Origin of the sequence: Bacillus sp. FSL P4-0248 (assembly GCF_038593305.1) — a bacterium.
In the GTDB taxonomy this organism is placed as follows: domain Bacteria; phylum Bacillota; class Bacilli; order Bacillales; family Bacillaceae; genus Bacillus; species Bacillus safensis.
Genome location: NZ_CP151983.1, coordinates 1,447,294 through 1,470,521 on the forward strand (window position 1 = coordinate 1,447,294; position 23,228 = coordinate 1,470,521).

At 43.6% G+C, this 23,228-nt stretch carries 23 protein-coding genes and 1 riboswitch; all 23 genes read left to right on the forward strand.

What is annotated here, in order from left to right; all coding sequences use genetic code 11:
- Positions 1 to 459, forward strand: coding sequence for a cell division protein SepF (gene sepF, locus NST65_RS07325; RefSeq protein ID WP_024424241.1), 459 nt, complete (start codon positions 1 to 3; stop codon positions 457 to 459).
- A 6-nt stretch (positions 460 to 465) separates the two neighbouring features.
- Positions 466 to 747, forward strand: coding sequence for a YggT family protein (locus tag NST65_RS07330; protein WP_024424240.1), 282 nt, complete (start codon positions 466 to 468; stop codon positions 745 to 747).
- Between the two features lie 53 nt (positions 748 to 800).
- Complete coding sequence (locus tag NST65_RS07335) at positions 801 to 1,577, forward strand: RNA-binding protein (protein ID WP_024424239.1); 777 nt, start codon at positions 801 to 803, stop codon at positions 1,575 to 1,577.
- Between the two features lie 26 nt (positions 1,578 to 1,603).
- Positions 1,604 to 2,098: a DivIVA domain-containing protein gene (locus NST65_RS07340; protein ID WP_008344947.1), complete on the forward strand. Its 495-nt coding sequence runs from the start codon at positions 1,604 to 1,606 to the stop codon at positions 2,096 to 2,098.
- 354 nt (positions 2,099 to 2,452) lie between these two features.
- Positions 2,453 to 5,218 carry an isoleucine--tRNA ligase gene (gene ileS, locus NST65_RS07345; RefSeq protein WP_111927339.1) on the forward strand — a complete coding sequence of 922 codons (2,766 nt, stop codon included), beginning with the start codon at positions 2,453 to 2,455 and terminating at the stop codon, positions 5,216 to 5,218.
- Positions 5,219 to 5,378: 160 nt separating this feature from the next.
- Positions 5,379 to 5,753 (forward strand): hypothetical protein, encoded by a 375-nt coding sequence (locus NST65_RS07350; protein WP_024424237.1) that lies wholly within the window; start codon positions 5,379 to 5,381, stop codon positions 5,751 to 5,753.
- Positions 5,754 to 5,847: 94 nt separating this feature from the next.
- The gene (lspA, locus tag NST65_RS07355) at positions 5,848 to 6,315 is read left to right on the forward strand and encodes a signal peptidase II (RefSeq protein ID WP_024424236.1); all 468 of its coding nucleotides are present in this window, start codon (positions 5,848 to 5,850) and stop codon (positions 6,313 to 6,315) included.
- Entirely contained in the window at positions 6,312 to 7,226 is a 915-nt protein-coding gene (locus NST65_RS07360) for an RluA family pseudouridine synthase (RefSeq protein WP_024426940.1), read from the forward strand. The genes lspA and NST65_RS07360 overlap by 4 nt, the downstream gene beginning before the upstream one ends.
- A gap of 170 nt (positions 7,227 to 7,396) precedes the next feature.
- Entirely contained in the window at positions 7,397 to 7,939 is a 543-nt protein-coding gene (gene pyrR, locus NST65_RS07365) for a bifunctional pyr operon transcriptional regulator/uracil phosphoribosyltransferase PyrR (RefSeq protein WP_111927341.1), read from the forward strand.
- A gap of 155 nt (positions 7,940 to 8,094) precedes the next feature.
- The gene (locus NST65_RS07370; protein WP_025092549.1) at positions 8,095 to 9,423 is read left to right on the forward strand and encodes a solute carrier family 23 protein; all 1,329 of its coding nucleotides are present in this window, start codon (positions 8,095 to 8,097) and stop codon (positions 9,421 to 9,423) included.
- Positions 9,424 to 9,553: 130 nt separating this feature from the next.
- Positions 9,554 to 10,477: an aspartate carbamoyltransferase catalytic subunit gene (locus NST65_RS07375; protein WP_034281705.1), complete on the forward strand. Its 924-nt coding sequence runs from the start codon at positions 9,554 to 9,556 to the stop codon at positions 10,475 to 10,477.
- Positions 10,461 to 11,747: a dihydroorotase gene (locus NST65_RS07380; RefSeq protein WP_111927343.1), complete on the forward strand. Its 1,287-nt coding sequence runs from the start codon at positions 10,461 to 10,463 to the stop codon at positions 11,745 to 11,747. The genes NST65_RS07375 and NST65_RS07380 overlap by 17 nt, the downstream gene beginning before the upstream one ends.
- On the forward strand, positions 11,744 to 12,838 hold the full coding sequence (locus NST65_RS07385; RefSeq protein WP_111927345.1) for a carbamoyl phosphate synthase small subunit: 1,095 nt from the start codon (positions 11,744 to 11,746) through the stop codon (positions 12,836 to 12,838). Before NST65_RS07380 ends, NST65_RS07385 begins: the two co-directional genes overlap by 4 nt.
- A complete protein-coding gene (gene carB, locus NST65_RS07390) occupies positions 12,823 to 16,038 on the forward strand; it encodes a carbamoyl-phosphate synthase (glutamine-hydrolyzing) large subunit (RefSeq protein WP_034281710.1) in 3,216 nt (1,071 codons plus the stop codon). The genes NST65_RS07385 and carB overlap by 16 nt, the downstream gene beginning before the upstream one ends.
- The gene (locus NST65_RS07395) at positions 16,035 to 16,811 is read left to right on the forward strand and encodes a dihydroorotate dehydrogenase electron transfer subunit (RefSeq protein WP_065214334.1); all 777 of its coding nucleotides are present in this window, start codon (positions 16,035 to 16,037) and stop codon (positions 16,809 to 16,811) included. Before carB ends, NST65_RS07395 begins: the two co-directional genes overlap by 4 nt.
- Positions 16,805 to 17,737, forward strand: coding sequence for a dihydroorotate dehydrogenase (locus NST65_RS07400; protein WP_065214335.1), 933 nt, complete (start codon positions 16,805 to 16,807; stop codon positions 17,735 to 17,737). Before NST65_RS07395 ends, NST65_RS07400 begins: the two co-directional genes overlap by 7 nt.
- Positions 17,709 to 18,413: an orotidine-5'-phosphate decarboxylase gene (gene pyrF, locus NST65_RS07405; RefSeq protein ID WP_111927347.1), complete on the forward strand. Its 705-nt coding sequence runs from the start codon at positions 17,709 to 17,711 to the stop codon at positions 18,411 to 18,413. Before NST65_RS07400 ends, pyrF begins: the two co-directional genes overlap by 29 nt.
- A 7-nt stretch (positions 18,414 to 18,420) precedes the next feature.
- Positions 18,421 to 19,083, forward strand: a complete 663-nt coding sequence (pyrE, locus tag NST65_RS07410; protein ID WP_034281719.1) for an orotate phosphoribosyltransferase — start codon at positions 18,421 to 18,423, stop codon at positions 19,081 to 19,083.
- A 167-nt stretch (positions 19,084 to 19,250) separates the two neighbouring features.
- Positions 19,251 to 19,353: riboswitch (SAM riboswitch) on the forward strand.
- Between the two features lie 74 nt (positions 19,354 to 19,427).
- Positions 19,428 to 19,574 carry a YezD family protein gene (locus NST65_RS07415; protein ID WP_073205135.1) on the forward strand — a complete coding sequence of 49 codons (147 nt, stop codon included), beginning with the start codon at positions 19,428 to 19,430 and terminating at the stop codon, positions 19,572 to 19,574.
- Positions 19,575 to 19,619: 45 nt separating this feature from the next.
- Complete coding sequence (locus NST65_RS07420) at positions 19,620 to 20,321, forward strand: phosphoadenylyl-sulfate reductase (protein ID WP_024426945.1); 702 nt, start codon at positions 19,620 to 19,622, stop codon at positions 20,319 to 20,321.
- Positions 20,322 to 20,334: 13 nt separating this feature from the next.
- Positions 20,335 to 21,399, forward strand: a complete 1,065-nt coding sequence (locus NST65_RS07425) for an inorganic phosphate transporter (RefSeq protein ID WP_034281721.1) — start codon at positions 20,335 to 20,337, stop codon at positions 21,397 to 21,399.
- A 57-nt stretch (positions 21,400 to 21,456) separates the two neighbouring features.
- Positions 21,457 to 22,593 carry a sulfate adenylyltransferase gene (sat, locus tag NST65_RS07430; protein WP_024426947.1) on the forward strand — a complete coding sequence of 379 codons (1,137 nt, stop codon included), beginning with the start codon at positions 21,457 to 21,459 and terminating at the stop codon, positions 22,591 to 22,593.
- A 14-nt stretch (positions 22,594 to 22,607) separates the two neighbouring features.
- Positions 22,608 to 23,201 (forward strand): adenylyl-sulfate kinase, encoded by a 594-nt coding sequence (gene cysC / locus NST65_RS07435; RefSeq protein WP_034281722.1) that lies wholly within the window; start codon positions 22,608 to 22,610, stop codon positions 23,199 to 23,201.
- Positions 23,202 to 23,228: the final 27 nt, after the last annotated feature.

Consider the following 23,228-nt stretch of genomic DNA (forward strand, 5'->3'; position numbering starts at 1 on the left):
ATGAGCATAAAAAATAAGTTTAAAAGCTTTTTCACTCTCGACGATGAAGAGTATGAGTACGAATATATTGATGAAGAAAGAGAACCCGTTCAAGAAGAAAAAGGAACGAAGGACAAAGCAGCATTTCAAGATCGTCCGCAGACAGGAAAACAAAATGTTGTCAGCTTGCAAAGCGTGCAAAAATCCTCTAAAGTGGTGTTAAGTGAGCCGCGTGTTTATGCAGAAGCGCAGGAGATTGCAGACCATATTAAAAACAGACGTGCAGTCGTCGTGAATTTGCAGCGCATTCAGCATGATCAAGCAAAGCGAATCATTGACTTCTTAAGCGGAACCGTTTATGCAATCGGTGGAGACATCCAGCGTATTGGCTCGAATATATTCCTCTGCACACCTGATAATGTAGATGTATCTGGTACAATATCAGAGCTATTGACAGAGGAAGAACCTCAGAGGTGGTAAATCATAGTGATTCTAAATTTCATTTTTAATATTTTAGGAACGGTATTAACGATTTACTCATTCGCGATTATTATTTACATCTTTATGTCATGGGTGCCATCTGCAAGAGAAACTGTGTTTGGCCGTTTTCTGACAAATATTTGCGAACCGTATTTAGAACCATTTCGTAAAATTATTCCGCCAATCGGCATGATTGACATCTCGCCGATTGTGGCATTGCTTGTGATTCGTTTTGCATCATCATATGGACTAACTGGTCTTTACAATATGATTGTGCGCTTCATGTAAACAGGCTGCCGGGCTTGGCACTGCCAGGCTCTTTTACATAAGAGGGGAACAAAATGAGCGATATCTATCAGCATTTTAGAAAAGACGAACAGCCATTTGTTGACCAAGTGTTAGGCTGGAAAAAAATCGCACTCGACCAATATCGAATGAAATTAACAGATTTTCTTGATCCGCGTGAGCAATTTATTACTGAATCCGTCATCCAGCATGGCGAAGAACTTGGGATCATGTTTTTTGGCGGGTATGAGGGAGCGGAGCGCAAAAGAGCTCTCATTTATCCTGATTATTTAGAACCTTCTATTCAAGATGTTGAGCTGTCATATTTTCAGGTGAACTATGCGAAAAAGTTTATTTCCTTAGAACACCCGAAGCTTCTCGGCTCATTGATTGGGACAGGCTTGAAGCGTCAAAAATTCGGAGATCTATTATTTTCAGAGGAAGATGTGCAATTTATTTGTACAAGTGATGTCGCCGATTTTGTGCGGGCGCAGCTGACACATGTCGGCAGAGCAGCCGTTTCATTAGAGGAAATCACGCAGGCAGAAATAAAGCCAGTGATCACGAAGACTGATATCAAAGAAGATACCATTTCTTCACTTCGGCTGGATGCTGTATGCGCTGCTGTCAGCCGTCAGTCTCGGCAAAAAGCACAGCTTTTAGTTAAAAATGGGCTTGTCAAAGTCAATTGGAAAGTCACTGAGGACCCTTCCTTTACAATCGGTGAAGGCGATCAGCTCTCTGTTCGGGGATTTGGCCGCTTTAGCCTCAAAACGATTGATGGGAAGACCAAAAAAGATAAATTCAAAGTAACATTTGAGCTTCTGACATAACGAACTTGAATCTGGAGGTGGCGAGGTTGCCATTAACACCTAATGATATTCATAATAAAACGTTCACAAAAAGCTTTCGCGGCTATGACGAAGACGAAGTAAACGAGTTTTTAAGCCAAGTACGTAAAGACTACGAGATCGTACTTCGTAAAAAGAACGAGCTTGAAGACAAAGTAAACGAGCTTGACGAAAGACTAGGTCATTTTGCAACAATTGAAGAGACATTAAACAAATCGATTCTTGTGGCGCAGGAAGCAGCGGAAGACGTAAAGCGTCATTCTGATAAAGAAGCAAAATTGATTATTCGTGAAGCAGAGAAAAATGCAGACCGTATTATCAACGAAGCGCTGTCAAAATCAAGAAAGATTGCAATGGAAATCGAAGAGCTGAAGAAACAGTCGAAGGTCTTTAGAACTCGCTTCCAAATGCTCATCGAAGCGCAGCTTGATCTTCTGAAAAATGACGATTGGGATCATTTACTGGAATATGAAGTAGACGCTGTCTTTGACGAAAAAGAATAAGCGCATCATCTTGACATGACGTGCTCATGTTGCATATAATACCATCATAAATTAACAAGAGATAAACGTTTGAAAGGGACACTCGCAGCTGTCACATGCGTAATAAAGCGAATCAGGGATGGTGGAAGCCTGACATTACGAGACGCTGCAATGAGATCACCCCTTTAGTTCCTTTTCTGAAAAACCAGTAAGAAAAGGCGTCTGATCACGTTACGATTTTTGAGTGGATAAGCGGCTCTTTCATATCGCTTGTCTAAAAGGGTGGTACCGCGAGACAAGCCTTCTCGTCCCTTATGGGATGAGAGGGCTTTTTTTATTGTTTTTTAATCAGAATTTGCATGTGGAGGAATGGGTATGAACTACAAAGACACCTTATTAATGCCGAAAACAGAATTCCCGATGAGAGGGAACTTGCCGAACAAAGAGCCTGAAATCCAAGAGGAATGGGCAGAGAAAGACATCTATCAAATGGTTTTAGAGCGGACTAAAGGACGCCCGACGTTTATTTTGCATGATGGACCTCCATATGCGAATGGTGACATTCATATGGGGCATGCACTCAATAAAATCCTAAAAGATTTTATCGTCCGTTTTAAATCAATGAACGGGTACCATGCACCGTACGTACCGGGCTGGGATACACACGGGTTGCCAATTGAAACAGCTCTCACTAAAAATAAAAAAGTAAAACGCAAAGAAATGTCTACAGCAGAATTCCGCAAACTATGCGAGGAGTATGCTTGGAAGCAAATTGAAGGTCAGCGCAGCCAGTTTAAGCGATTAGGCGTCAGAGCAGACTGGGACAATCCATATGTCACATTAAAGCCTGAATACGAAGCGCAGCAAATTCTTGTCTTTGGTGAAATGGCGAAGAGAGGCTATATCTATAAAGGATTAAAGCCTGTTAACTGGTCTCCTTCAAGTGAATCAGCCCTCGCTGAAGCGGAAATTGAATATAAAGACAAACGTTCACCATCGATTTACGTTTCGTTTAAAGTAAAAGATGGCAAAGGCGTTCTTGAAAACGGCGAACAATTCATTATCTGGACAACAACACCTTGGACGCTTCCTGCAAACCTTGGCATTTGTGTTCATCCAAACTTAGAGTACAGTGTTCTTCAAGTAGGTGCTGAGCGATATGTTGTCGCATCTGAGCTCGTTGAACAAGTGGCAAAAACGCTTGGCTTTGAAGAGTATGAAGTCGTGAAAACATTAAAAGGAAAAGAATTAGATAACGTCGTTGCAGAGCATCCGATTTATGGTAGAGATTCCCTTGTGATGCTTGGTGACCACGTGACAACTGATGCGGGAACAGGCTGTGTTCACACAGCACCAGGCCACGGGGAAGATGACTTTATTGTCGGTATGAAATACGGTCTTGATGTGCTCTGTCCAGTAGATGAAAAAGGTGTGATGACAGATGAGGCGCCTGGTTTTGAAGGACTATTCTACGAGGATGCCAATAAAGCCATCACAGAACAGCTTGAAGCAAAAGGTGCGCTGAAAAAGCTCGACTTTATCACGCACTCCTACCCGCATGACTGGAGAACGAAAAAACCAACGATTTATCGTGCGACAGCTCAGTGGTTTGCATCCATTAAAGATTTTAGAGAAGCGTTATTAGACAATATTAAAGAAACGAAATGGGTTCCAGCATGGGGAGAAACACGCCTGTTCAATATGGTGCGTGACAGAGGTGACTGGTGCATTTCAAGACAGCGTGTATGGGGCGTTCCAATTCCAGTCTTTTATGCGGAAAATGGTGAGCCGATCATCACGGACGAAACCATTCAGCATGTATCTCAATTATTTAGAGAGCACGGCTCGAATATTTGGTTTGAAAAAGAAGCAAAAGAGCTATTGCCAGAAGGCTTTACACATCCAGGCAGCCCGAATGGTGAATTCACAAAAGAGCAGGACATCATGGATGTATGGTTTGATTCCGGTTCTTCTCACCAAGCTGTTTTAGAAGAAAGAGATGACCTAGTCCGTCCGGCAGATCTTTACCTTGAAGGCTCTGACCAATATCGCGGCTGGTTTAACTCCTCTTTATCAACAGCAGTTGCTGTTACTGGAAAAGCACCATATAAAGGGGTTCTAAGCCACGGCTTTACGCTTGATAAAGAAGGACGTAAGATGAGTAAATCATTAGGCAATACGATTGATCCAACGAAGGTCGCGAAGCAGCTTGGTGCAGAAATTCTTAGACTTTGGGTATCTTCAGTCAACTATCAAGCCGATCATCCAGTGTCTGATGATATTTTGAAACAAGTAGCAGAAGTCTATCGTAAAATCCGTAACACCTTCCGCTTCCTGCATGGAAACTTATTTGACTTTGACCCAGCAGTTAATGCCGTGCCAGTAGAAGAGCTTCGCGAAGTGGATCAATACATCATGATCAAATTAAACAAATTGATTGATAAAGTGAAAAAAGCTTATGATGATTACGAATTTGCGGTCGTCTATCATGCGATTCACAATTTCTGTACGATTGAGCTCAGCTCTTTCTATCTCGATTTTGCAAAGGACGTCGTCTACATTGAGCATGCCGATCATCCAGACCGCCGCAGCATGCAGACGGTCTTCTACGAAACATTAATGGCTTTAGTGAAGCTGACTGCACCAATTCTTCCGCATACCGCAGATGAGTTATGGAGCCACTTAAGCTTTGTTGAAGAGCCAAGTGTTCAGTTAACAGATATGCCAGAAGGTGTGCTAGTTCCTCAAGCTGAAGCGACAGAAACGAAGTTTGACCGCTTTATGGAGGTACGTGACGATGTGCTAAAAGCGCTGGAGATTGCGCGTAACGAGAAAGTCATCGGACGTTCACTTGAAGCAAGTGTGACGCTTTATGCGACAGATGAAGTGAAAAACCTTCTTGCATCCATTAAAGAAGATGTGAAGCAGCTCTTTATCATCTCTGAATTAACGGTAGAAGATGAGCAGCATGCAGATACATCAGCACCTGAATATACATCAGGACGAATTGTGGTTCAGAAAGCAGAAGGAGAACTGTGCGAGCGTTCCCGCATTATTTCAAAAGACGTTGGGGCAAATCCGAAATACCCAACATTGTCGCTGAAAAATGCTGAAATCGTGGAGAAATATTACCAGAAATAACAGTGCGATATCACAAGCTGGCGCCCCGTCATATGCGGGGCGTTTTCTTTTATGAGAAAATGACAGCGTTTAGAACGAAAGGAAAAATCTTATGGCTTTAAAGTGACCAGTCGGGGCAACAATATGATTATCACGACAGGGCAGGAGTTGAAATAGCGACATGAATGGCGATCTAGAGACGATTTACACGGAACTCCTTCAAATGAAAGAAGAGCTGCAATCTAAACTGTTTGAATACGCATCATTTCGTTCACCCGCTGAGCATGTCACATTGAATGAGGTCAAAACGACCACGCTTCTTTATCACATCAAAGAAGAGCTGCAAGATGTGTCTCTCGCTATTGCAAAAATTGAACAAGGAACCTATGGCATATGTGAGGCAACAGGAGATGTGATTCCGCTTGAACAAATGAGCATTCTTCCTACCGCCCGCACGGCTGACGACTTTTTATATCATAAGCAATACGAGAAAAAAGCATTCACTCCTTATCCTTATGAATCGAATGATTCTCATTTTGAAGCCTTCCACATGTAGGGAGGTTTTTGTCTGTCAACTAAAGTTTCTTTACTCCTTCCTGTTTTCTTGATAAAATGCTTAAAGATCAAAGTATGAAGATGGAGGAACGTGTGTGTTCTATTACATAATCGCATTCGTTATCATTTGTTTAGACCAATTAACAAAATGGCTCATTGTCAAAAATATGATGCTCGGTGATTCTGTTCCAGTCATTGATGGATTCTTTTATATCACATCTCACCGAAATTCAGGAGCCGCATGGGGAATTCTCCAAGGGCAAATGTGGTTTTTCTATGTGATCACACTCGTTGTTATTGCGGGAATTGTTTATTACTTACAAAAACATGGACAAAAGGACAAGCTGCTGGGAGTAGCGCTGGCCTTAATGCTTGGCGGAGCGATCGGCAACTTTATTGACCGTATTTTCCGTCAGGAAGTGGTTGATTTTGCTCATTTCGTATTTGGGGATTATCACTACCCAATCTTTAATATTGCAGATTCTTCTCTCTGTGTAGGGGTTATTCTGCTCTTCATTCAAATGCTGTTAGATGGAAAGAAAAATAAGGAGTCAACTACATGAATCAAGTAAATATTGCCGTTTCAGAAGAACAAACGAGTGAACGGCTAGATAAATTTCTAAGCACGACAGAACCAGAATGGTCAAGAACCCAAGTCCAGCAATGGGTAAAAGATGGGCTGATCGAAGTAAACGGGAAACAAGTAAAGGCCAATTACAAAGTACAAGCTGGGGATCAAATCAAAGTGGAGATTCCAGATCCGGAAGCGCTAGATGTAGAAGCAGAACCAATGGATCTTGATATTTATTATGAGGATGCAGATGTGTTAGTTGTAAATAAACCACGAGGAATGGTCGTTCATCCAGCGCCGGGTCATGTGTCAGGAACACTTGTAAATGGACTGATGGCACATTGCAAAGACTTATCAGGGATTAACGGTGTGATGCGTCCTGGAATTGTCCACCGAATTGATAAAGATACGTCTGGGCTGTTAATGGTCGCGAAAAACGATATGGCACATGAGTCACTCGTCAATCAGCTGGTGGCTAAAACTGTTACAAGAAAGTATACGGCTGTTGTCCACGGTATTATCCAGCATGATACAGGAACAATTGATGCACCAATTGGCAGAGACAAAAAAGACCGCCAAAGCATGACGGTCACAAAAGAAAATGCAAAACAAGCCGTTACTCACTTTGATGTGATTGAACGCTTTAAAGACTTCACGGTTGTCGAATGCCGTCTTGAAACAGGAAGAACACACCAAATTCGTGTTCATATGAAATATATCGGCTACCCTCTTGCAGGAGATCCGAAATATGGGCCGAGAAAAACAGTCGATTTTAATGGACAGCTGCTGCATGCAGGTGTTTTAGGATTTGATCATCCTAGAACAGGAGAATATATCGAGTTCACAGCACCAATTCCAGCTGATATGCAGGCTTTTATCGATTCATTAAGAAATAACGATTGACAGGCCGTGCTTTTTCTGAAATAATAAACAAAGAAATTGAGATTCTTTAAAACAGTCCAGAGAGGCTGAGAAGGATAACGGATCAATTTGTGCACGCGTATGCACAAATGAACGCCCCTCTCTGCCCTTTGCAGAAGGGGCTTTTTATTTGTCAAAAAGAGGTGTAAAAGATGGAACAAAAAGCAGTCATTCTTGATGAACAAGCGATCAGACGAGCGCTTACCCGAATTGCACATGAAATGATTGAGCGCAACAAAGGGATGAAGGATGTCATCCTTGCCGGGATCAAGACAAGAGGCATACATCTTGCAAAGCGCCTTGCAGAGCGCATCGAGCAAATTGAAGGGAATCCAGTCACTGTAGGTGAACTTGATATTACGCTATACCGTGATGACCTGACAAAAAAGACAGACAACCAAGACCCGCTTGTAAAGGGTGCAGACATACCAACTGACATTAATGACAAAACACTTATTGTTGTTGACGATGTCCTGTTTACAGGCAGAACCGTCAGAGCCGCTATGGATGCCCTTGTGGATGTAGGAAGACCATCTTCCATTCAGCTGGCTGTGCTCGTTGACCGGGGACACCGGGAGCTGCCGATTCGAGCGGATTATATCGGGAAAAACATTCCGACTTCAAAAGCAGAGACAGTCATGGTTCAGCTCAATGAAGTAGATCAAAACGACCTTGTCGCTATATATGAAAAATAACCTTTTTAAATGCATTCCAGAGAGTTTGCAAAGAGGGCAATAACAGAGACACCGAGCACACGGCTAACATGACGTGTCTGGTTTTTCTAGGCCTCTTTGCGCATACTCGCAAAGAGGCTTTTTTAATGAAAAAGGACACATCTAGGAGGAAAATCATGAGTCAGCAAAAAGCCAATTTAGGCATTCGAGATATCCCAAAACCATTCACATGGCTGTCACTTAGCCTTCAGCATTTGTTTGCGATGTTTGGTGCGACCATTCTTGTACCAAAAATCATTGATATGAGTCCAGCCGTCGCGCTCATCTCAAGCGGTGTGGGAACGATTGTTTACTTAATTATCACAAGAGGACAAATTCCGGCGTATCTTGGATCGTCCTTTGCCTTCATCGCCCCCATACTGAATGTTAAAGCAACGGGCGGCCCTGGAGCCGCAATGGTTGGCGCCTTCATGGCGGGTGTCGCTTATGCACTCATCGCCCTGTTCATTAAATGGCTCGGCACAGGCTGGCTGATGAAGCTTCTGCCGCCGGTTGTCGTAGGACCAGTCATTATGGTCATCGGACTCGGACTCGCTGGAACAGCAGTCAACATGGCAATGTATGTTGATCCGAATGCCACCGAGCTAGTTTACAGCCTCAAGCATTTAATGGTTGCTGGCTTCACACTGGCTGTGACCATTATCAGTATGATTTTCCTAAGAGGATTCCTTAGCTTAATCCCAGTATTAATCGGCATCATCAGCGGCTATCTCTTTGCCTTAACTCAAGGCATTGTGAACTTCCAGCCGGTCATTGACGCAAAATGGTTTGCTGTACCAGACTTCGTCGTGCCATTTGTCGACTATACACCTGCTGTGACATTAAGCATTCTCACAGTGATGGTGCCGGTTGCCTTTGTCACAATGTCTGAGCATATCGGCCACCAAGTGGTGTTAAGTAAGGTCGTAGGACAAGATTTTATTAAAAAACCAGGTCTTCACCGTTCCATTTTAGGAGACAGTGCGGCGACGATCTTCGCTTCACTTATTGGCGGACCGCCAACAACAACTTATGGAGAGAACATTGGCGTACTTGCCATCACAAGAGTGTTCAGTATCTTCGTCATCGGCGGAGCAGCGGTGTTTGCGATCTGCTTCGGTTTTGTAGGAAAAATATCAGCATTAATCAGTACAGTGCCGTCCGCGGTGATGGGAGGCGTTTCGTTCCTGCTCTTTGGAATCATTGCTTCAAGCGGCCTGAGAATTCTGATTGATCATAAGGTGAATTTTGAAGAAAAGCGTAATCTCATTATCGCATCAGTCATCCTAGTCATTGGAATTGGCGGGGCATTCATTGAGGTGAAACAAATCAATCTCACCCTATCTGGAATGGCACTTGCTGCGATTACAGGTGTCCTGTTAAATCTGATCCTGCCGCATCAAAAAGCAGAAGATGACAACTCAAATGAATCAAATACAGAAAACCTTTTAAAAGAAGTCCAGTGAGGCTGACAAGGGTTCTAAATGGAGCAGAATGCACAAAAGTGCCGCTGCTTCTTTTGGAGAACCCTAAGCTGCCGAGGCTTAGGGTTTTTTTGAACCTGAAAGTGATGAAAAACTAGAGGGGGAAGAAAAAATGAATGATTTATCGACAATGAGCAGCTTATCAAAAGAAGAGATTTTACAGCTGATTGAAGAAGCAGCTGCACTCAAAAAGGGGAAACAAGAACATGGATTAGCCGGAGAATTTGTGGCAAACCTCTTCTTTGAACCAAGCACAAGAACACGTTTTAGCTTCGAAGTAGCAGAGAAGAAACTTGGGATGAATGTCCTGAGCTTAGATGCGGCTAGCACCTCCGTTCAAAAGGGCGAAACACTTTACGATACGGTAAAAACACTCGAATCGATCGGAGTAAAGGCATGTGTGATCAGAGACAGCACCGATGAATATTATAACGAGCTGATTGGGAAGGTTGGAATTCCCATCATCAATGCAGGAGATGGCTGCGGGCAGCATCCAACCCAATCACTGCTTGACCTCATGACCATCTTTGAAGAGTTTGGCGGCTTTGAAGGCTTAACGATTTCGATTCATGGAGACATCAAACATAGCAGGGTGGCAAGATCAAATGCTGAGGTTTTAACGAGGCTGGGAGCGACAGTCCTCTTTTCAGGACCTGCTTCCTTCCAGGATGAACAAAACCCTCACGGAACGTATGTCCAAGTAGATGAAGCCATCGCACAATCTGATGTGGTGATGCTGCTTAGAATCCAGCATGAACGGCACGCTGAAAAAATGGGCAGTGAAGATTACTTATCAACTTATGGATTAACAGTAGACAGAGCAAACAAAATGAAAGAACGCGCGATTATTATGCATCCAGCACCAGTAAACAGAGGTGTTGAAATAGATGATTCATTAGTAGAGTCCAAGCAGTCAAGGATTTTCAAACAAATGGAAAATGGTGTTTATATCCGAATGGCCGTATTAAAAAGAGCTTTTCAAAATAGCACACTACATCAAAAAGGGAGAGATTCTGTCTATGTCATATCTCATTAAAAACGGTTTTATCTTAACAAGCACAGGTGAAAGAGTGCAGCAGGATATTAGGGTAAAAGGAAAAGTGATTCAAGCGATTGGTCACCTAGAAAGAGAAGACGGAGAAGAGGTTATTGATGCAGCAGGGCTATTTGTGTCACCAGGCTTGATCGATCTGCATGTGCATTTAAGAGAGCCGGGCGGAGAGAAAAAGGAAACGATTGAAACAGGCTCTAAAGCAGCCGCAAGAGGCGGATATACGACGATTGCAGCGATGCCGAATACAAGGCCGGTTCCAGATACAAAAGAGCAAATGGAATGGCTGTTGAATCGAATCGAAGAGACCTCATCTGTAAGAGTGCTGCCATACGCCTCCATCACAACGAGACAAATTGGGGAAGAGATGACGGATTTTGCAGCACTAAAAGAAGCAGGCGCCTTTGCTTTTACAGATGACGGTGTCGGCATCCAAACAGCAGGCATGATGTACGAAGCGATGAAACAGGCAGCAAGTCTTGATCAAGCGATTGTGGCGCACTGTGAAGATAACTCGCTCATTTACGGCGGATGCGTTCATGAAGGAGAATTTTCAAAAGCAAATGGGTTACACGGAATACCGTCCATTTGTGAATCGGTGCATATTGCAAGAGATGTTCTTTTAGCAGAAGCAGCGAACTGTCATTATCATGTATGTCATATCAGTACGAAAGAATCTGTGCGGGTCGTACGCGATGCAAAAAAAGCAGGCATCCGTGTGACGGCTGAGGTGTCACCGCATCACCTGCTGTTGTGTGATACGGACATTCCAGGTCTTGATACAAATTATAAAATGAACCCGCCGCTCAGAGGAAAAGAGGATCGCGAGGCATTGATCGAGGGACTGTTAGATGGAACGATTGATTTCATCGCAACAGACCATGCGCCGCATACAGAAGAAGAAAAGAACGAAACCATGCAGCGTGCCCCGTTTGGAATTGTGGGACTTGAAACAGCGTTCTCGCTTCTGTATACACGATTTGTCAAAACAGGCGAATGGACATTAAAAGAACTCGTTGATTATATGACAATCAAACCAGCAGAAGCATTTTCCCTTCCATACGGAAAGCTTGAAGAAGGGCACATAGCTGATATCACACTTATTGATTTAAACAAAGAAATGGCAATCGATAAAACAAGCTTCTTATCTAAAGGGCAAAATACACCGTTTGACAAATTGACCGTATCAGGATGGCCGGTCATGACACTTGCATCTGGGAAAGTCGTTTATGAAGAGGGGAGACTAGTAAAATGAAGAGACGCTTAGTGCTAGAAAACGGAACAGTATTCGAAGGAACAGGCTTTGGCAGCTTAGAACCATCAGTCGGAGAAGTTGTCTTTAATACAGGGATGACGGGCTATCAAGAAATTTTATCTGATCCATCATACTGCGGACAAATTGTCACACTAACTTACCCGCTTATTGGCAACTATGGCATTAACCGTGATGATTTTGAATCGATCACACCGTTTGTAAAAGGGCTGATTGTGAAAGAGCTTTGTGAAAAGCCCTCAAACTGGCGCTCTTCATACTCACTCGATGAATATTTAAAAATGAAAAACATTCCGGGGCTGAGCGGAATCGATACACGGAAGCTGACTCGAATGATTCGAAGTGCAGGCACTTTAAGAGGGGCGTTTGCAGGACCTGATGAACGAGTAGAAGACGTTGTCCGCCGCCTTCAAACATTGCAGCTGCCAACAGATCAAGTGAGTCAAGTATCTGTGAAAAATGCGTACCCAAGCCCAGGCAGAGGAAAAAGAATTGTCCTTGTCGATTTCGGCATGAAGCACGGTATTTTGCGCGAGCTCAATAAACGTGACTGCGACGTCATTGTGGTGCCATACAACATCACTGCAGATGAAGTGCTGCAGCTAAAGCCTGATGGCATCATGCTTTCAAACGGACCTGGAGATCCCGTGGATGTACCGGAAGCCGTTGAGATGATTCAGCAATTGATTGGAAAGGTGCCGCTCTTTGGTATATGCCTCGGGCATCAATTATTTGCTCTAGCGTGCGGTGCAAGCACAGAAAAAATGAAATTTGGCCACAGAGGATCAAACCATCCGGTGAAAGAACTAGCAACTGGCAAGGTGACACTGACGTCTCAAAACCACGGCTACACGGTTAGCAGTATTAACGAAGACGTGCTCGAAGTCACACATATTGCCCTAAACGACAATACGATTGAAGGATTAAAACATAAAGAAGCACCAGCATTCACTGTTCAGTACCACCCAGAAGCATCACCGGGTCCAGAAGATGCAAACTACTTATTTGACCAGTTCATGGAAATGATTCATACGACTGAGAAAGAAGGGGAAGAAGTATGCCAAAACGCGTAGACATCAAAAAGATTTTAGTAATCGGATCAGGTCCTATCATCATCGGTCAGGCAGCGGAGTTTGACTATGCAGGCACACAGGCTTGCTTAGCACTAAAAGAAGAGGGCTATGAAGTCGTTCTTGTCAACTCTAACCCTGCGACCATCATGACAGATACAGAAATGGCTGATAAGGTATACATCGAACCACTGACACCAGAATTTTTAACACGAATCATTCGAAAAGAACGCCCTGATGCGATCCTGCCAACACTTGGCGGGCAAACTGGATTAAACCTTGCAGTTGAATTATCAGAGCTTGGCGTATTAGCTGAATGCGGCGTTGAAGTACTCGGTACAAAGCTGTCAGCCATCCAAAAAGCAGAGGATAGAGATTTATTCCGTAATTTAATGAATGAACTAAATGAGCCAGTACCAGAAAGTGAAATCATTCATAACCTTGAAGAAGCGATGGCGTTCACGGATCAAATCGGTTTCCCTGTCATTGTCAGACCAGCCTATACATTAGGCGGAACGGGCGGCGGTATTTGTACAAACGAGCAAGAACTGAAGGAAATCGTTGAAAACGGTCTGAAGCTTAGCCCAGTCACACAATGCTTACTTGAAAAAAGCATTGCCGGCTTTAAAGAAATTGAATATGAAGTCATGCGAGACAGCGGTGACCATGCAATCGTTGTTTGTAACATGGAAAACTTTGACCCTGTCGGCATCCATACAGGTGACAGTATTGTTGTAGCACCAAGCCAAACGTTAAGTGACCGAGAATATCAGCTGCTTCGAAATGTGTCGCTTAAGCTGATCCGTGCACTTGGCATTGAAGGCGGCTGTAATGTTCAGCTGGCACTTGATCCAAACAGCTTTCAATACTATATCATCGAAGTAAACCCGCGTGTGAGCCGTTCCTCTGCGCTTGCGTCAAAAGCGACAGGCTATCCAATTGCCAAATTGGCAGCGAAAATTGCTGTCGGCTTAACGCTTGATGAAATGATGAACCCAGTCACAGGTAAAACCTATGCAGCCTTCGAGCCGGCACTTGACTATATCGTTTCTAAAATACCGCGCTGGCCGTTCGATAAATTTGAATCTGCCAACAGACGTCTTGGTACGCAAATGAAGGCAACTGGTGAAGTCATGGCGATCGGCCGCACATTAGAAGAGTCTCTTCTAAAGGCAGTACGTTCACTTGAAGCCGATGTGCATCACATTGAATTAAAAGATGAAGCAGACATCACAAATGAAGTGCTTGAAAAGCGGATTATCAAAGCGGGAGATGAACGATTATTTTATATCGCTGAGGCACTTAGAAGAGGCTATACAGTCGAACAAATACATGAATTCTCAAAAATTGATTACTTCTTCCTTCATAAGCTGGAAGGCATTATCGTCTTTGAGAAGACATTAAAAGAAAACAAAGGCAATACAGACGTATTAAAAGAAGCAAAAGAAAAAGGCTTCTCAGATATCTACATTAGCCGCGAGTGGAATATGAACGAAGCGGATGTCTACAAGCTAAGACAAGAAGCAGGCATTGTACCTGTATACAAAATGGTGGATACATGTGCAGCAGAATTTGAATCAGAGACACCATATTTCTACAGCACGTATGAAGATGAAAATGAATCAGAACGGACTGACAAGAAAAGCGTCATCGTATTAGGTTCAGGTCCTATCCGAATTGGACAAGGGGTTGAATTTGATTATGCGACTGTTCACTCTGTGTGGGCAATTAAACAAGCAGGCTATGAAGCGATCATTATAAACAACAACCCTGAAACGGTCTCAACAGACTTTAGTATTTCAGATAAGCTCTACTTTGAACCACTCACTGTAGAAGATGTCATGCATATCATCGACCTTGAACAGCCTGAAGGAGTCGTTGTTCAGTTCGGCGGACAAACGGCGATCAACCTAGCAGACGAATTATCAAATAGAGGGGTGAAAATTCTTGGAACTTCTCTAGAAGACCTAGACCGCGCAGAAAACCGGGACAAGTTTGAACAAACGTTAGAAACACTCGGTGTGCCGCAGCCTAAAGGGAAAACAGCAACGTCTGTGCCTGAAGCTGTAGCGATTGCCAATCAAATCGGCTACCCAGTCCTTGTCCGTCCTTCCTATGTATTAGGCGGCCGCGCGATGGAAATTGTGTATCAAGAAACAGAGCTTCTTCACTACATGGAGAATGCGGTGAAAGTCAATCCGCAGCATCCGGTGTTAATTGACAAGTATTTGACAGGAAAAGAAATTGAAGTAGATGCCGTGTCTGATGGTGAAACTGTCGTGATCCCAGGCATTATGGAACACATTGAAAGAGCCGGAGTTCACTCTGGTGACTCGATTGCGGTCTATCCGCCGCAAACATTGTCTGAGGACATCAAAGCGAAGATCGCAGAATACACGATCAAGCTTGCCAAAGGACTCAACATTATTGGGCTTTTGAACATACAATTTGTCCTATCAAAAGGTGAAGTGTATGTACTTGAAGTGAACCCGAGATCAAGCCGGACGGTTCCTTTCTTAAGTAAAATTACAGGCATTCCGATGGCAAACCTTGCGACAAAAGTCATCTTGGGGGACAAACTCAAAAATTATGGCTACGAAGAAGGGCTTCATACAGAGCAAGAAGGAGTGTACGTCAAAGTTCCAGTCTTCTCTTTTGCAAAATTAAGAAGAGTGGATATTACACTCGGGCCTGAAATGAAATCAACAGGTGAAGTCATGGGGAAAGATGTCACGATCGAAAAAGCCTTATATAAAGGATTGATTGCATCAGGCATTCAAATTCCTAAAGACGGAACAGTTCTTCTGACAGTGGCTGATAAGGATAAAGAAGAAGGACTTGAGATCGCAAGAAGATTCCATTCGATCGGCTATCATATTTTAGCAACAGAAGGAACGGCGAATTATTTAAAACAAGCCTCCATTCCATCAAGTGTGGTCGGCAAAATTGGAGAAGAAGGCAAAAATCTTCTCGATGTCATTCGAAACGGGGAAGCCCAATTCGTGATCAACACATTAACAAAAGGAAAACAGCCGGCAAGAGACGGCTTTAGAATTAGACGTGAATCTGTTGAAAACGGAGTGGCCTGCTTAACGTCCCTAGACACAGCAGAAGCCATTTTACGAGTGCTTGAGAGCATGACATTTAGAGCGGATGAAATGCCAGAAGTGAAAACGAATGCTGAGGTGACAGTAACGATATGAAAAAAGCATACTTGACGGTCGTCTCGAACCGAGAGATCGCTGATCATATTTACGAAATGACATTAAAAGGTGACCTTGTGGACGCCTTTCAAACGGCTGGACAATTTCTTCATCTAAAGGTCAGTGAATCCATGACACCGCTGCTGAGAAGACCGATCAGTATTGCCAACATTCATGCCGAGCAAAAAGAAGCAACCATCATTTACCGCGCAGAAGGAGAGGGCACAAAGCTCCTCTCCCAAAAGCGGGAGGGAGAAACAGTTGATGTATTAGGGCCGCTTGGAAACGGGTATGATCCTTCAGTCGTCAAGCCCGGAGAGACGGCATTACTAGTCGGCGGCGGAATTGGCGTACCGCCTCTATATGAACTGTCCAAGCGTTTAACGAAAAAAGGCGTCATCGTAAAGCATGTCCTCGGCTTTCAATCGAAAAAGGATGTATTTTACGAGGAGAAATTTCAAGCACTCGGCGATACGTTTATTGCAACTGTTGATGGCACATATGGTGCTAAAGGCTTTGTAACAGATGTGATAAAAGAGCAAAACCTGAGCTTTGATGTGCTGCTTTCCTGCGGTCCGACACCTATGCTAAAAGCGCTGAAAGACACGTATCCTGATAAGCCCGTCTACATTTCGATGGAAGAACGAATGGGCTGCGGGATTGGTGCCTGCTTTGCATGTGTCTGTCATACCGATCAGCTCGACAAACCTTACGTCAAAGTCTGTCTTGATGGACCTGTTTTTAAAGCAGAGGAGGTGGCATTGTCATGCTAAACGTTGAGTTACCGGGATTATCTTTAAAGAATCCAATTATCCCTGCATCAGGCTGCTTTGGATTTGGGAGAGAATTTGCATCCTTATATGACCTATCATTACTGGGCGGTATCATGATCAAAGCCACAACCCTTGAACCGAGATTTGGCAATCCGACACCAAGGGTAGCCGAGACAGGAGCTGGTATGCTCAATGCAATCGGACTTCAAAACCCAGGTCTAAAAGGCGTGCTTGAAAATGAATTGCCTTGGCTCGAGCAGTTTAATACACCTATTATTGCGAATGTTGCTGGCTCACAGGTCGAAGATTATGTTGAAGTAGCCAAGCAAATCAGTCAAGCCAAAAATGTTCATGCCCTTGAACTGAATATTTCTTGCCCAAATGTTAAAACAGGCGGGATCGCCTTTGGTACAGATCCAAATATGGCGGCGTCATTAACAAAAGCAGTCAAGAAAGTCTCTTCTGTTCCTGTCTATGTCAAGCTGTCACCTAACGTAGCCAATATTGTAGAGATTGCTCAAGCGATTGAAGCTGCTGGAGCGGATGGACTCACCATGATTAACACATTAATTGGGATGCGTTTAGATTTAAAAACGGGGAAACCCATCCTTGCCAATAAAACAGGCGGATTATCAGGACCAGCTGTCAAACCTGTCGCTGTGCGCATGGTGCATGAGGTGAGTCAAGCGGTTTCTATTCCGATTATCGGGATGGGCGGAGTGCAAAGTGCTGAAGATGTACTTGAATTTTTACTAGCAGGTGCAAGTGCAGTAGCTGTCGGTACAGCCAATTTTGTGAATCCATTTATTTGTCCGGAAATCATTGAAGAGCTGCCAAATGTGTTAGCAGCATATGGTTATTCATCTGTAGAGGAATGTATCGGAAGGAGCTGGAAACATGAAGCACTTGCCCATCATCGCGCTTGATTTTCCTTCAGGACAGGAGGCGCTTACCTTTTTAGATCCCTTTGAAGGGACACCATTATTTGTGAAGGTCGGCATGGAGCTGTTTTACCAAGAAGGACCTGCCATCCTTGATGAGCTGAAAGAAAAAAATTGCCGCATTTTTCTCGATTTAAAATTACATGACATTCCAACAACGGTGCAAAAAGCGATGAACCGGCTTGCCACACTTGGCGTTGATTTGGTCAATGTGCATGCTGCTGGCGGGAAACGAATGATGCAGGCTGCATTAGAGGGACTTGAAAGCGGGACTCCTGCTGGACAAAGCCGTCCGGGCATTATTGCAGTGACCCAGCTGACTAGTACGTCAGAAGACATGATGAGAAAAGAATTACTCATTGACCGTCCGTTGCAAGAGACTGTTATCCGGTACGGTCAATTAGCATATGAAAGTGGGCTGGACGGGGTTGTTTGCTCTGTTCATGAATCTAAAGCACTTCATGAACATATCTCACCCTCCTTTCTCACTGTAACGCCAGGTATTCGCTTACCAAATGATCAAACTGATGACCAAAAGCGTGTGGCGACACCTGCCTATGCAAAAGAGCAAGGTGTTTCACAAATTGTTGTCGGAAGATCAATCACAAAAGCGGATAAACCAATAGAAGCCTATCATCAAATTTTGAAAGAGTGGGAGTGACTGCCAGATGAAATCAAAAATCGCGAAACATCTATTACAAATCAAAGCGGTCTCATTAAAACCAGACGAACCGTTTACATGGGCGAGCGGTATAAAATCACCGATCTATTGTGATAACCGCCTCACATTATCATATCCAGAAGTCAGACACGACATTGCGGAAGGTCTAAAAGATTTGATTCTCACTCATTTCAAGGGAGCAGAGGTTGTCGCGGGTACTGCAACAGCGGGCATTCCGCATGCGGCATTAGCGGCAGACCGCTTGAACATCCCAATGTGTTATGTCAGAAGTAAGCCGAAAGCACACGGAAAAGGAAATCAAATTGAAGGGGCTGTATCGAAAGGCCAAAAGGTTGTAGTCGTTGAAGACCTTATTTCCACAGGAGGCAGTGTGCTTGAAGTGGTCGCTGCTCTTCAAGCTGAGGGCTGCGAGGTACTAGGAGTCGCCGCAATCTTCACATACGGACTGCCAAAAGCAGCAGCCGCTTTTCAAGAAAAAAATATTCCGTATGTCACCCTGACAGACTATGACACATTGACAGACGTGGCACTTGAACTGAAAGCGATTGAGCCGTCTGCGATGAACAAACTAAAACGCTGGAGACAAGATCCGTCCTCTGAATCTTGGATGGAAGAAACGGTCTGTAAAGAAGAGAAAGGACTAGGATGAAGAGCATTTTAGCCTCCTATCGTTAACAAAAGCTGTGCTTGCCCGCACGGCTTTTTTATTTGGGTAAAAATAGTAAAATAGACTCAAATTTTAATAAAAACTAATCCTATCAATAAAGTCGGGTTGACTTTTGTTTGAATTGTGTTAATATTTAAGACAAATTGAAACTCTTATCCAGAGAGGTGGAGGGACTGGCCCGATGAAACCCGGCAACCTGCGATTCGCAAGGTGCTACTTCCTGCAAAATGATTCTATTTTGAAAGATAAGGAAATCGTGAGCTTCCTCATCTTTCTTTCGGACTGAAAGAAAGTTTTTTTATTTTAACGGTGAGGAGGAAGAGGAGATGGAAGTGAAACAAAATCAGGATGAGGACTTAGTAAAGCATATGCAAGAACTGATTGGGGATATGAAATTCGGTTCAATTACGTTAATTGTTCAGGACGGTCAAGTGATTCAAGTGGAAAAAAACGAAAAAATTAGATTGAAGTAGTGCGGAAATTAGCAATATGAGCGGTACTCCGGAAGGGGAGAAATCATGTTAACTTATGAAAATTGGCAAGAGCCGTCCATTACATTTCAAGAGGATGATTTGTATAAAGGAGCCCTGTCTGTACTGAAATGGGCGTACGGTCATTATGGTGACCAGCTCGTGTATGCGTGCAGCTTTGGCATCGAGGGCATCGTTCTGATTGATCTGATTGCAAAAGTAAAAAAAGATGCGAGAATTGTCTTTTTAGATACAGGTCTGCATTTTAAGGAAACATACGACACAATTGATGCGGTAAAGGAAAGATACCCGGGTTTAGACATTGTATTGAAAACGCCTGAGCTGACGGTTGAACAGCAAAATGAGCAGCACGGTGATGAATTATGGAAAACAAATCCTCAAAGCTGCTGCCATATGCGTAAGGTCATTCCTTTACAAGAAGCTCTCTCTGGTTATCCAGCATGGCTTTCCGGTTTAAGAAGAGAGCAGTCACCAAAACGAGCAGGGACGAATTTCTTAAATAAGGATGAGAAATTCAAATCAGTGAAAGTATGTCCGCTCATCCATTGGACGTGGAAGGACATATGGAGATATGCATCTAGAGAGGAACTTACTTATAATCCGCTGCATGACCAAGGATATCCAAGTATCGGCTGTGCACCGTGTACACAGCCAGCATTTACTGCAGATGATCTGCGTTCTGGCAGATGGTCAGGAACAGCAAAGACAGAGTGCGGATTACATGAGTAAGGGAGCATAACGTATGGAAATCGCCGCAATTTTATTTAGTCTATTCTTTGCTTTAAACATAGGCGCAAGCGGGGCAGCTGCTTCTATGGGCATTGCGTATGGATCAGGTGCCATTCAAAAGCCCATTTATGCACTCAGTTTTTGTGCAGTGGGAATTTTAGCAGGTTCAGTGATTGGCGGCGGCGAGGTCGTCAAAACGATCAGCTCTGGTATTATGCCAGAATCAGTCATTACACTTGAAATCGTTTGTATTATCATTGGTTCTGCTGCACTATCACTTTTCATAGCGAATCTCATGGCGATTCCTTTATCAACAAGTGAGGTCACAGTAGGGGCTGTGGTTGGTGTGGCAGTCGCGTATAAAGTATTGTTTGTGAAATCCATTTTAGTGATTGTGGCATTTTGGGTCATCATCCCGCTTTTTGCCTTTCTTTTTACCTTTGCTGTCGTCAAAATCATCAGAATGTTCCCTAAACGGAAGCTGTCTAAAAAAGGCACAGCTATTTTATCTGTCGTATTAATCCTCAGCGGATTTTTAGAGGCATTTTCAGCCGGTATGAACAATGTGGCAAATGCTGTCGGCCCGCTCGTCGCTTCAGGCGTTTTGTCTGTTGGGCAGGGAACACTTTACGGCGGAATCTTCGTCGCAGCAGGGGCCCTCTTGCTAGGCAGAAGAGTGCTGGAAACAAACGGAAAGAAAATTACCCGCTATCAAACAGGCGAAGGGATTTTACTTTCGAGTACCGGTGCCGGGCTTGTCATCGTCAGCTCTATTTTTGGGCTGCCCGTTCCACTTACGCAAATCACCTCCTCGTCTATCATCGGGCTTGGAATGGCAAAAGGCGGGCCTAACATTTTTCACAAACATGTTGTGAAAAAAATGCTGAAAGTATGGGTGGTCTCACCTTTTTTATCACTCAGCCTCTCGTATTTGCTTGTGAGCCTTTTCTTAAAAGGAGACTATTACTCTATCTTTATCATGATGAGTGTACTGCTTGCCTCACTTGGTGCGCTGAGTCTGATGAAGGCAGTCAAAAATGAAAGCAGCTCTATTCATGAACAGGGCGGCGGGATTTAACCATAAATCCGACTATTAACATCTAATAAATATGAACATTGAGAGGAAGATGAACAAATGAGTTTAACACCACATGGTGGCGTATTAATTAATCGAGTAAATGAAGAATATGATCTCAGCACGGCTGCGAAGGAAATTGAACTAGATGCGATTTCCTTTGCAGACCTTGAACTCATTGCAATTGGCGGATATAGTCCAATTGAAGGGTTTTTAACAAAAGCTGATTATGAAGCAGTTGTAAGCAGTATGCGGCTAGCAAGTGGTGTCGTTTGGTCTCTTCCTATTACACTGCCAGTGACAAAAGAAAAGGCGGCGGAAATCCATCAAGGCGATATCGTGCGCTTATCCTACAATGGAACTGTATATGGGGTCATTGAAGTAGAGGATCAATACACACCAGATAAAGAAAAAGAAGCGGTGAATGTCTATAAAACAGATGACCGCAATCATCCAGGCGTGAAAAAATTATTTGAACGCGGCGATACTTACATTGGCGGAAAAATTACACTGACGAAACGCAGTGAAAAACCATTCCCTCAATTTACGTATGAGCCAGAAGAAACAAGACGTCATTTTAAAGATAACGGCTGGAAAACCATTGTTGGTTTCCAAACGAGAAACCCTGTTCATCGTGCTCATGAATATATTCAAAAAACAGCACTGGAAACAGTCGATGGTTTATTTTTAAATCCGCTTGTCGGTGAAACAAAATCTGACGACATCCCGGCAGATGTAAGAATGAAAAGCTATCAAGTATTATTGGACGGTTATTATCCAAAAGACCGCGTCTTTTTAGGTGTTTTTCCTGCTGCAATGCGTTATGCTGGACCAAAGGAAGCCATTTTTCATGCGCTAGTGCGGAAAAATTATGGCTGCACCCATTTTATTGTTGGAAGAGATCATGCAGGTGTTGGTGACTATTACGGCACATACGAGGCGCAGGAACTATTTGATCAATTTACAAGCGAAGAAATCGGCATTACTCCATTAAAATTTGAACACAGTTTCTACTGTAATACATGTGAAGCGATGGCCACTCCAAAAACGTGTCCTCACGACAAAAGCGAGCATGTCATTCTTTCAGGTACAAAGGTTCGAACAATGCTGAGAAACGGTGAATTACCACCAAGCACGTTCAGCCGAAAAGAAGTCATTGAAACATTAATCGAAGGATTAAAAACGACGGTATCTTAATGGGAGGGTATGACATGAGCAACGAACATATCGTGTGGCATGATTCATCAATTACAAAAAAAGAATATCAGCAGAAAAACAATCATACGAGCGGCATTATCTGGCTTACAGGTCTAAGCGGGTCAGGTAAATCAACGATCGCGAATGCAGCTGCAAGAGAGCTGTTTGAACAAGGCTACCAAGTCACAGTTCTTGACGGTGATAACGTGCGGCACGGACTCAATAAAGATCTAGGGTTTTCAGATGATGACAGAAAAGAAAACATCCGCCGGATCGGAGAAGTAGCAAAATTATTTGTGGAGCAAGGGACGATTGTCATCACTGCTTTTATTTCTCCATTTCAAGAAGACCGCCACACTGTCAGACAGTTGGTCGAAGATGGGGAATTTCACGAAGTATTTGTCAAATGTGATCTGAACGTGTGTGAAGAGCGTGATCCAAAAGGGTTATATAAAAAGGCGAGAAACGGTGAAATTCCGTTTTTCACTGGAATCGATTCACCGTATGAAGAGCCTGCTGCGCCTGAGCTCGTATTAGATACAGGGGAATTATCCCGTGAGGAATCTAAACAGCGTCTTGTTGATTATGTAAAAGGAACAACGAAATAATCGCCTGATGGCAGGGGGAGAAAAGCA

Coding starts and splice junctions, on each gene's coding strand:
- NST65_RS07370 (WP_025092549.1), top strand. CDS start 8,095: ATGAGTCAGCAAAAAGCCAATTTAGGCATTCGAGATATCCCAAAACCA.
- NST65_RS07420 (WP_024426945.1), top strand. CDS start 19,620: ATGTTAACTTATGAAAATTGGCAAGAGCCGTCCATTACATTTCAAGAG.
- NST65_RS07335 (WP_024424239.1), top strand. CDS start 801: ATGAGCGATATCTATCAGCATTTTAGAAAAGACGAACAGCCATTTGTT.
- NST65_RS07400 (WP_065214335.1), top strand. CDS start 16,805: ATGCTAAACGTTGAGTTACCGGGATTATCTTTAAAGAATCCAATTATC.
- NST65_RS07425 (WP_034281721.1), top strand. CDS start 20,335: ATGGAAATCGCCGCAATTTTATTTAGTCTATTCTTTGCTTTAAACATA.
- pyrF (WP_111927347.1), top strand. CDS start 17,709: ATGAAGCACTTGCCCATCATCGCGCTTGATTTTCCTTCAGGACAGGAG.
- NST65_RS07385 (WP_111927345.1), top strand. CDS start 11,744: ATGAAGAGACGCTTAGTGCTAGAAAACGGAACAGTATTCGAAGGAACA.
- carB (WP_034281710.1), top strand. CDS start 12,823: ATGCCAAAACGCGTAGACATCAAAAAGATTTTAGTAATCGGATCAGGT.
- NST65_RS07350 (WP_024424237.1), top strand. CDS start 5,379: ATGAATGGCGATCTAGAGACGATTTACACGGAACTCCTTCAAATGAAA.
- NST65_RS07380 (WP_111927343.1), top strand. CDS start 10,461: ATGTCATATCTCATTAAAAACGGTTTTATCTTAACAAGCACAGGTGAA.
- ileS (WP_111927339.1), top strand. CDS start 2,453: ATGAACTACAAAGACACCTTATTAATGCCGAAAACAGAATTCCCGATG.
- pyrR (WP_111927341.1), top strand. CDS start 7,397: ATGGAACAAAAAGCAGTCATTCTTGATGAACAAGCGATCAGACGAGCG.
- NST65_RS07395 (WP_065214334.1), top strand. CDS start 16,035: ATGAAAAAAGCATACTTGACGGTCGTCTCGAACCGAGAGATCGCTGAT.
- sat (WP_024426947.1), top strand. CDS start 21,457: ATGAGTTTAACACCACATGGTGGCGTATTAATTAATCGAGTAAATGAA.
- NST65_RS07415 (WP_073205135.1), top strand. CDS start 19,428: ATGGAAGTGAAACAAAATCAGGATGAGGACTTAGTAAAGCATATGCAA.
- cysC (WP_034281722.1), top strand. CDS start 22,608: ATGAGCAACGAACATATCGTGTGGCATGATTCATCAATTACAAAAAAA.
- NST65_RS07375 (WP_034281705.1), top strand. CDS start 9,554: ATGAATGATTTATCGACAATGAGCAGCTTATCAAAAGAAGAGATTTTA.
- NST65_RS07360 (WP_024426940.1), top strand. CDS start 6,312: ATGAATCAAGTAAATATTGCCGTTTCAGAAGAACAAACGAGTGAACGG.
- pyrE (WP_034281719.1), top strand. CDS start 18,421: ATGAAATCAAAAATCGCGAAACATCTATTACAAATCAAAGCGGTCTCA.
- sepF (WP_024424241.1), top strand. CDS start 1: ATGAGCATAAAAAATAAGTTTAAAAGCTTTTTCACTCTCGACGATGAA.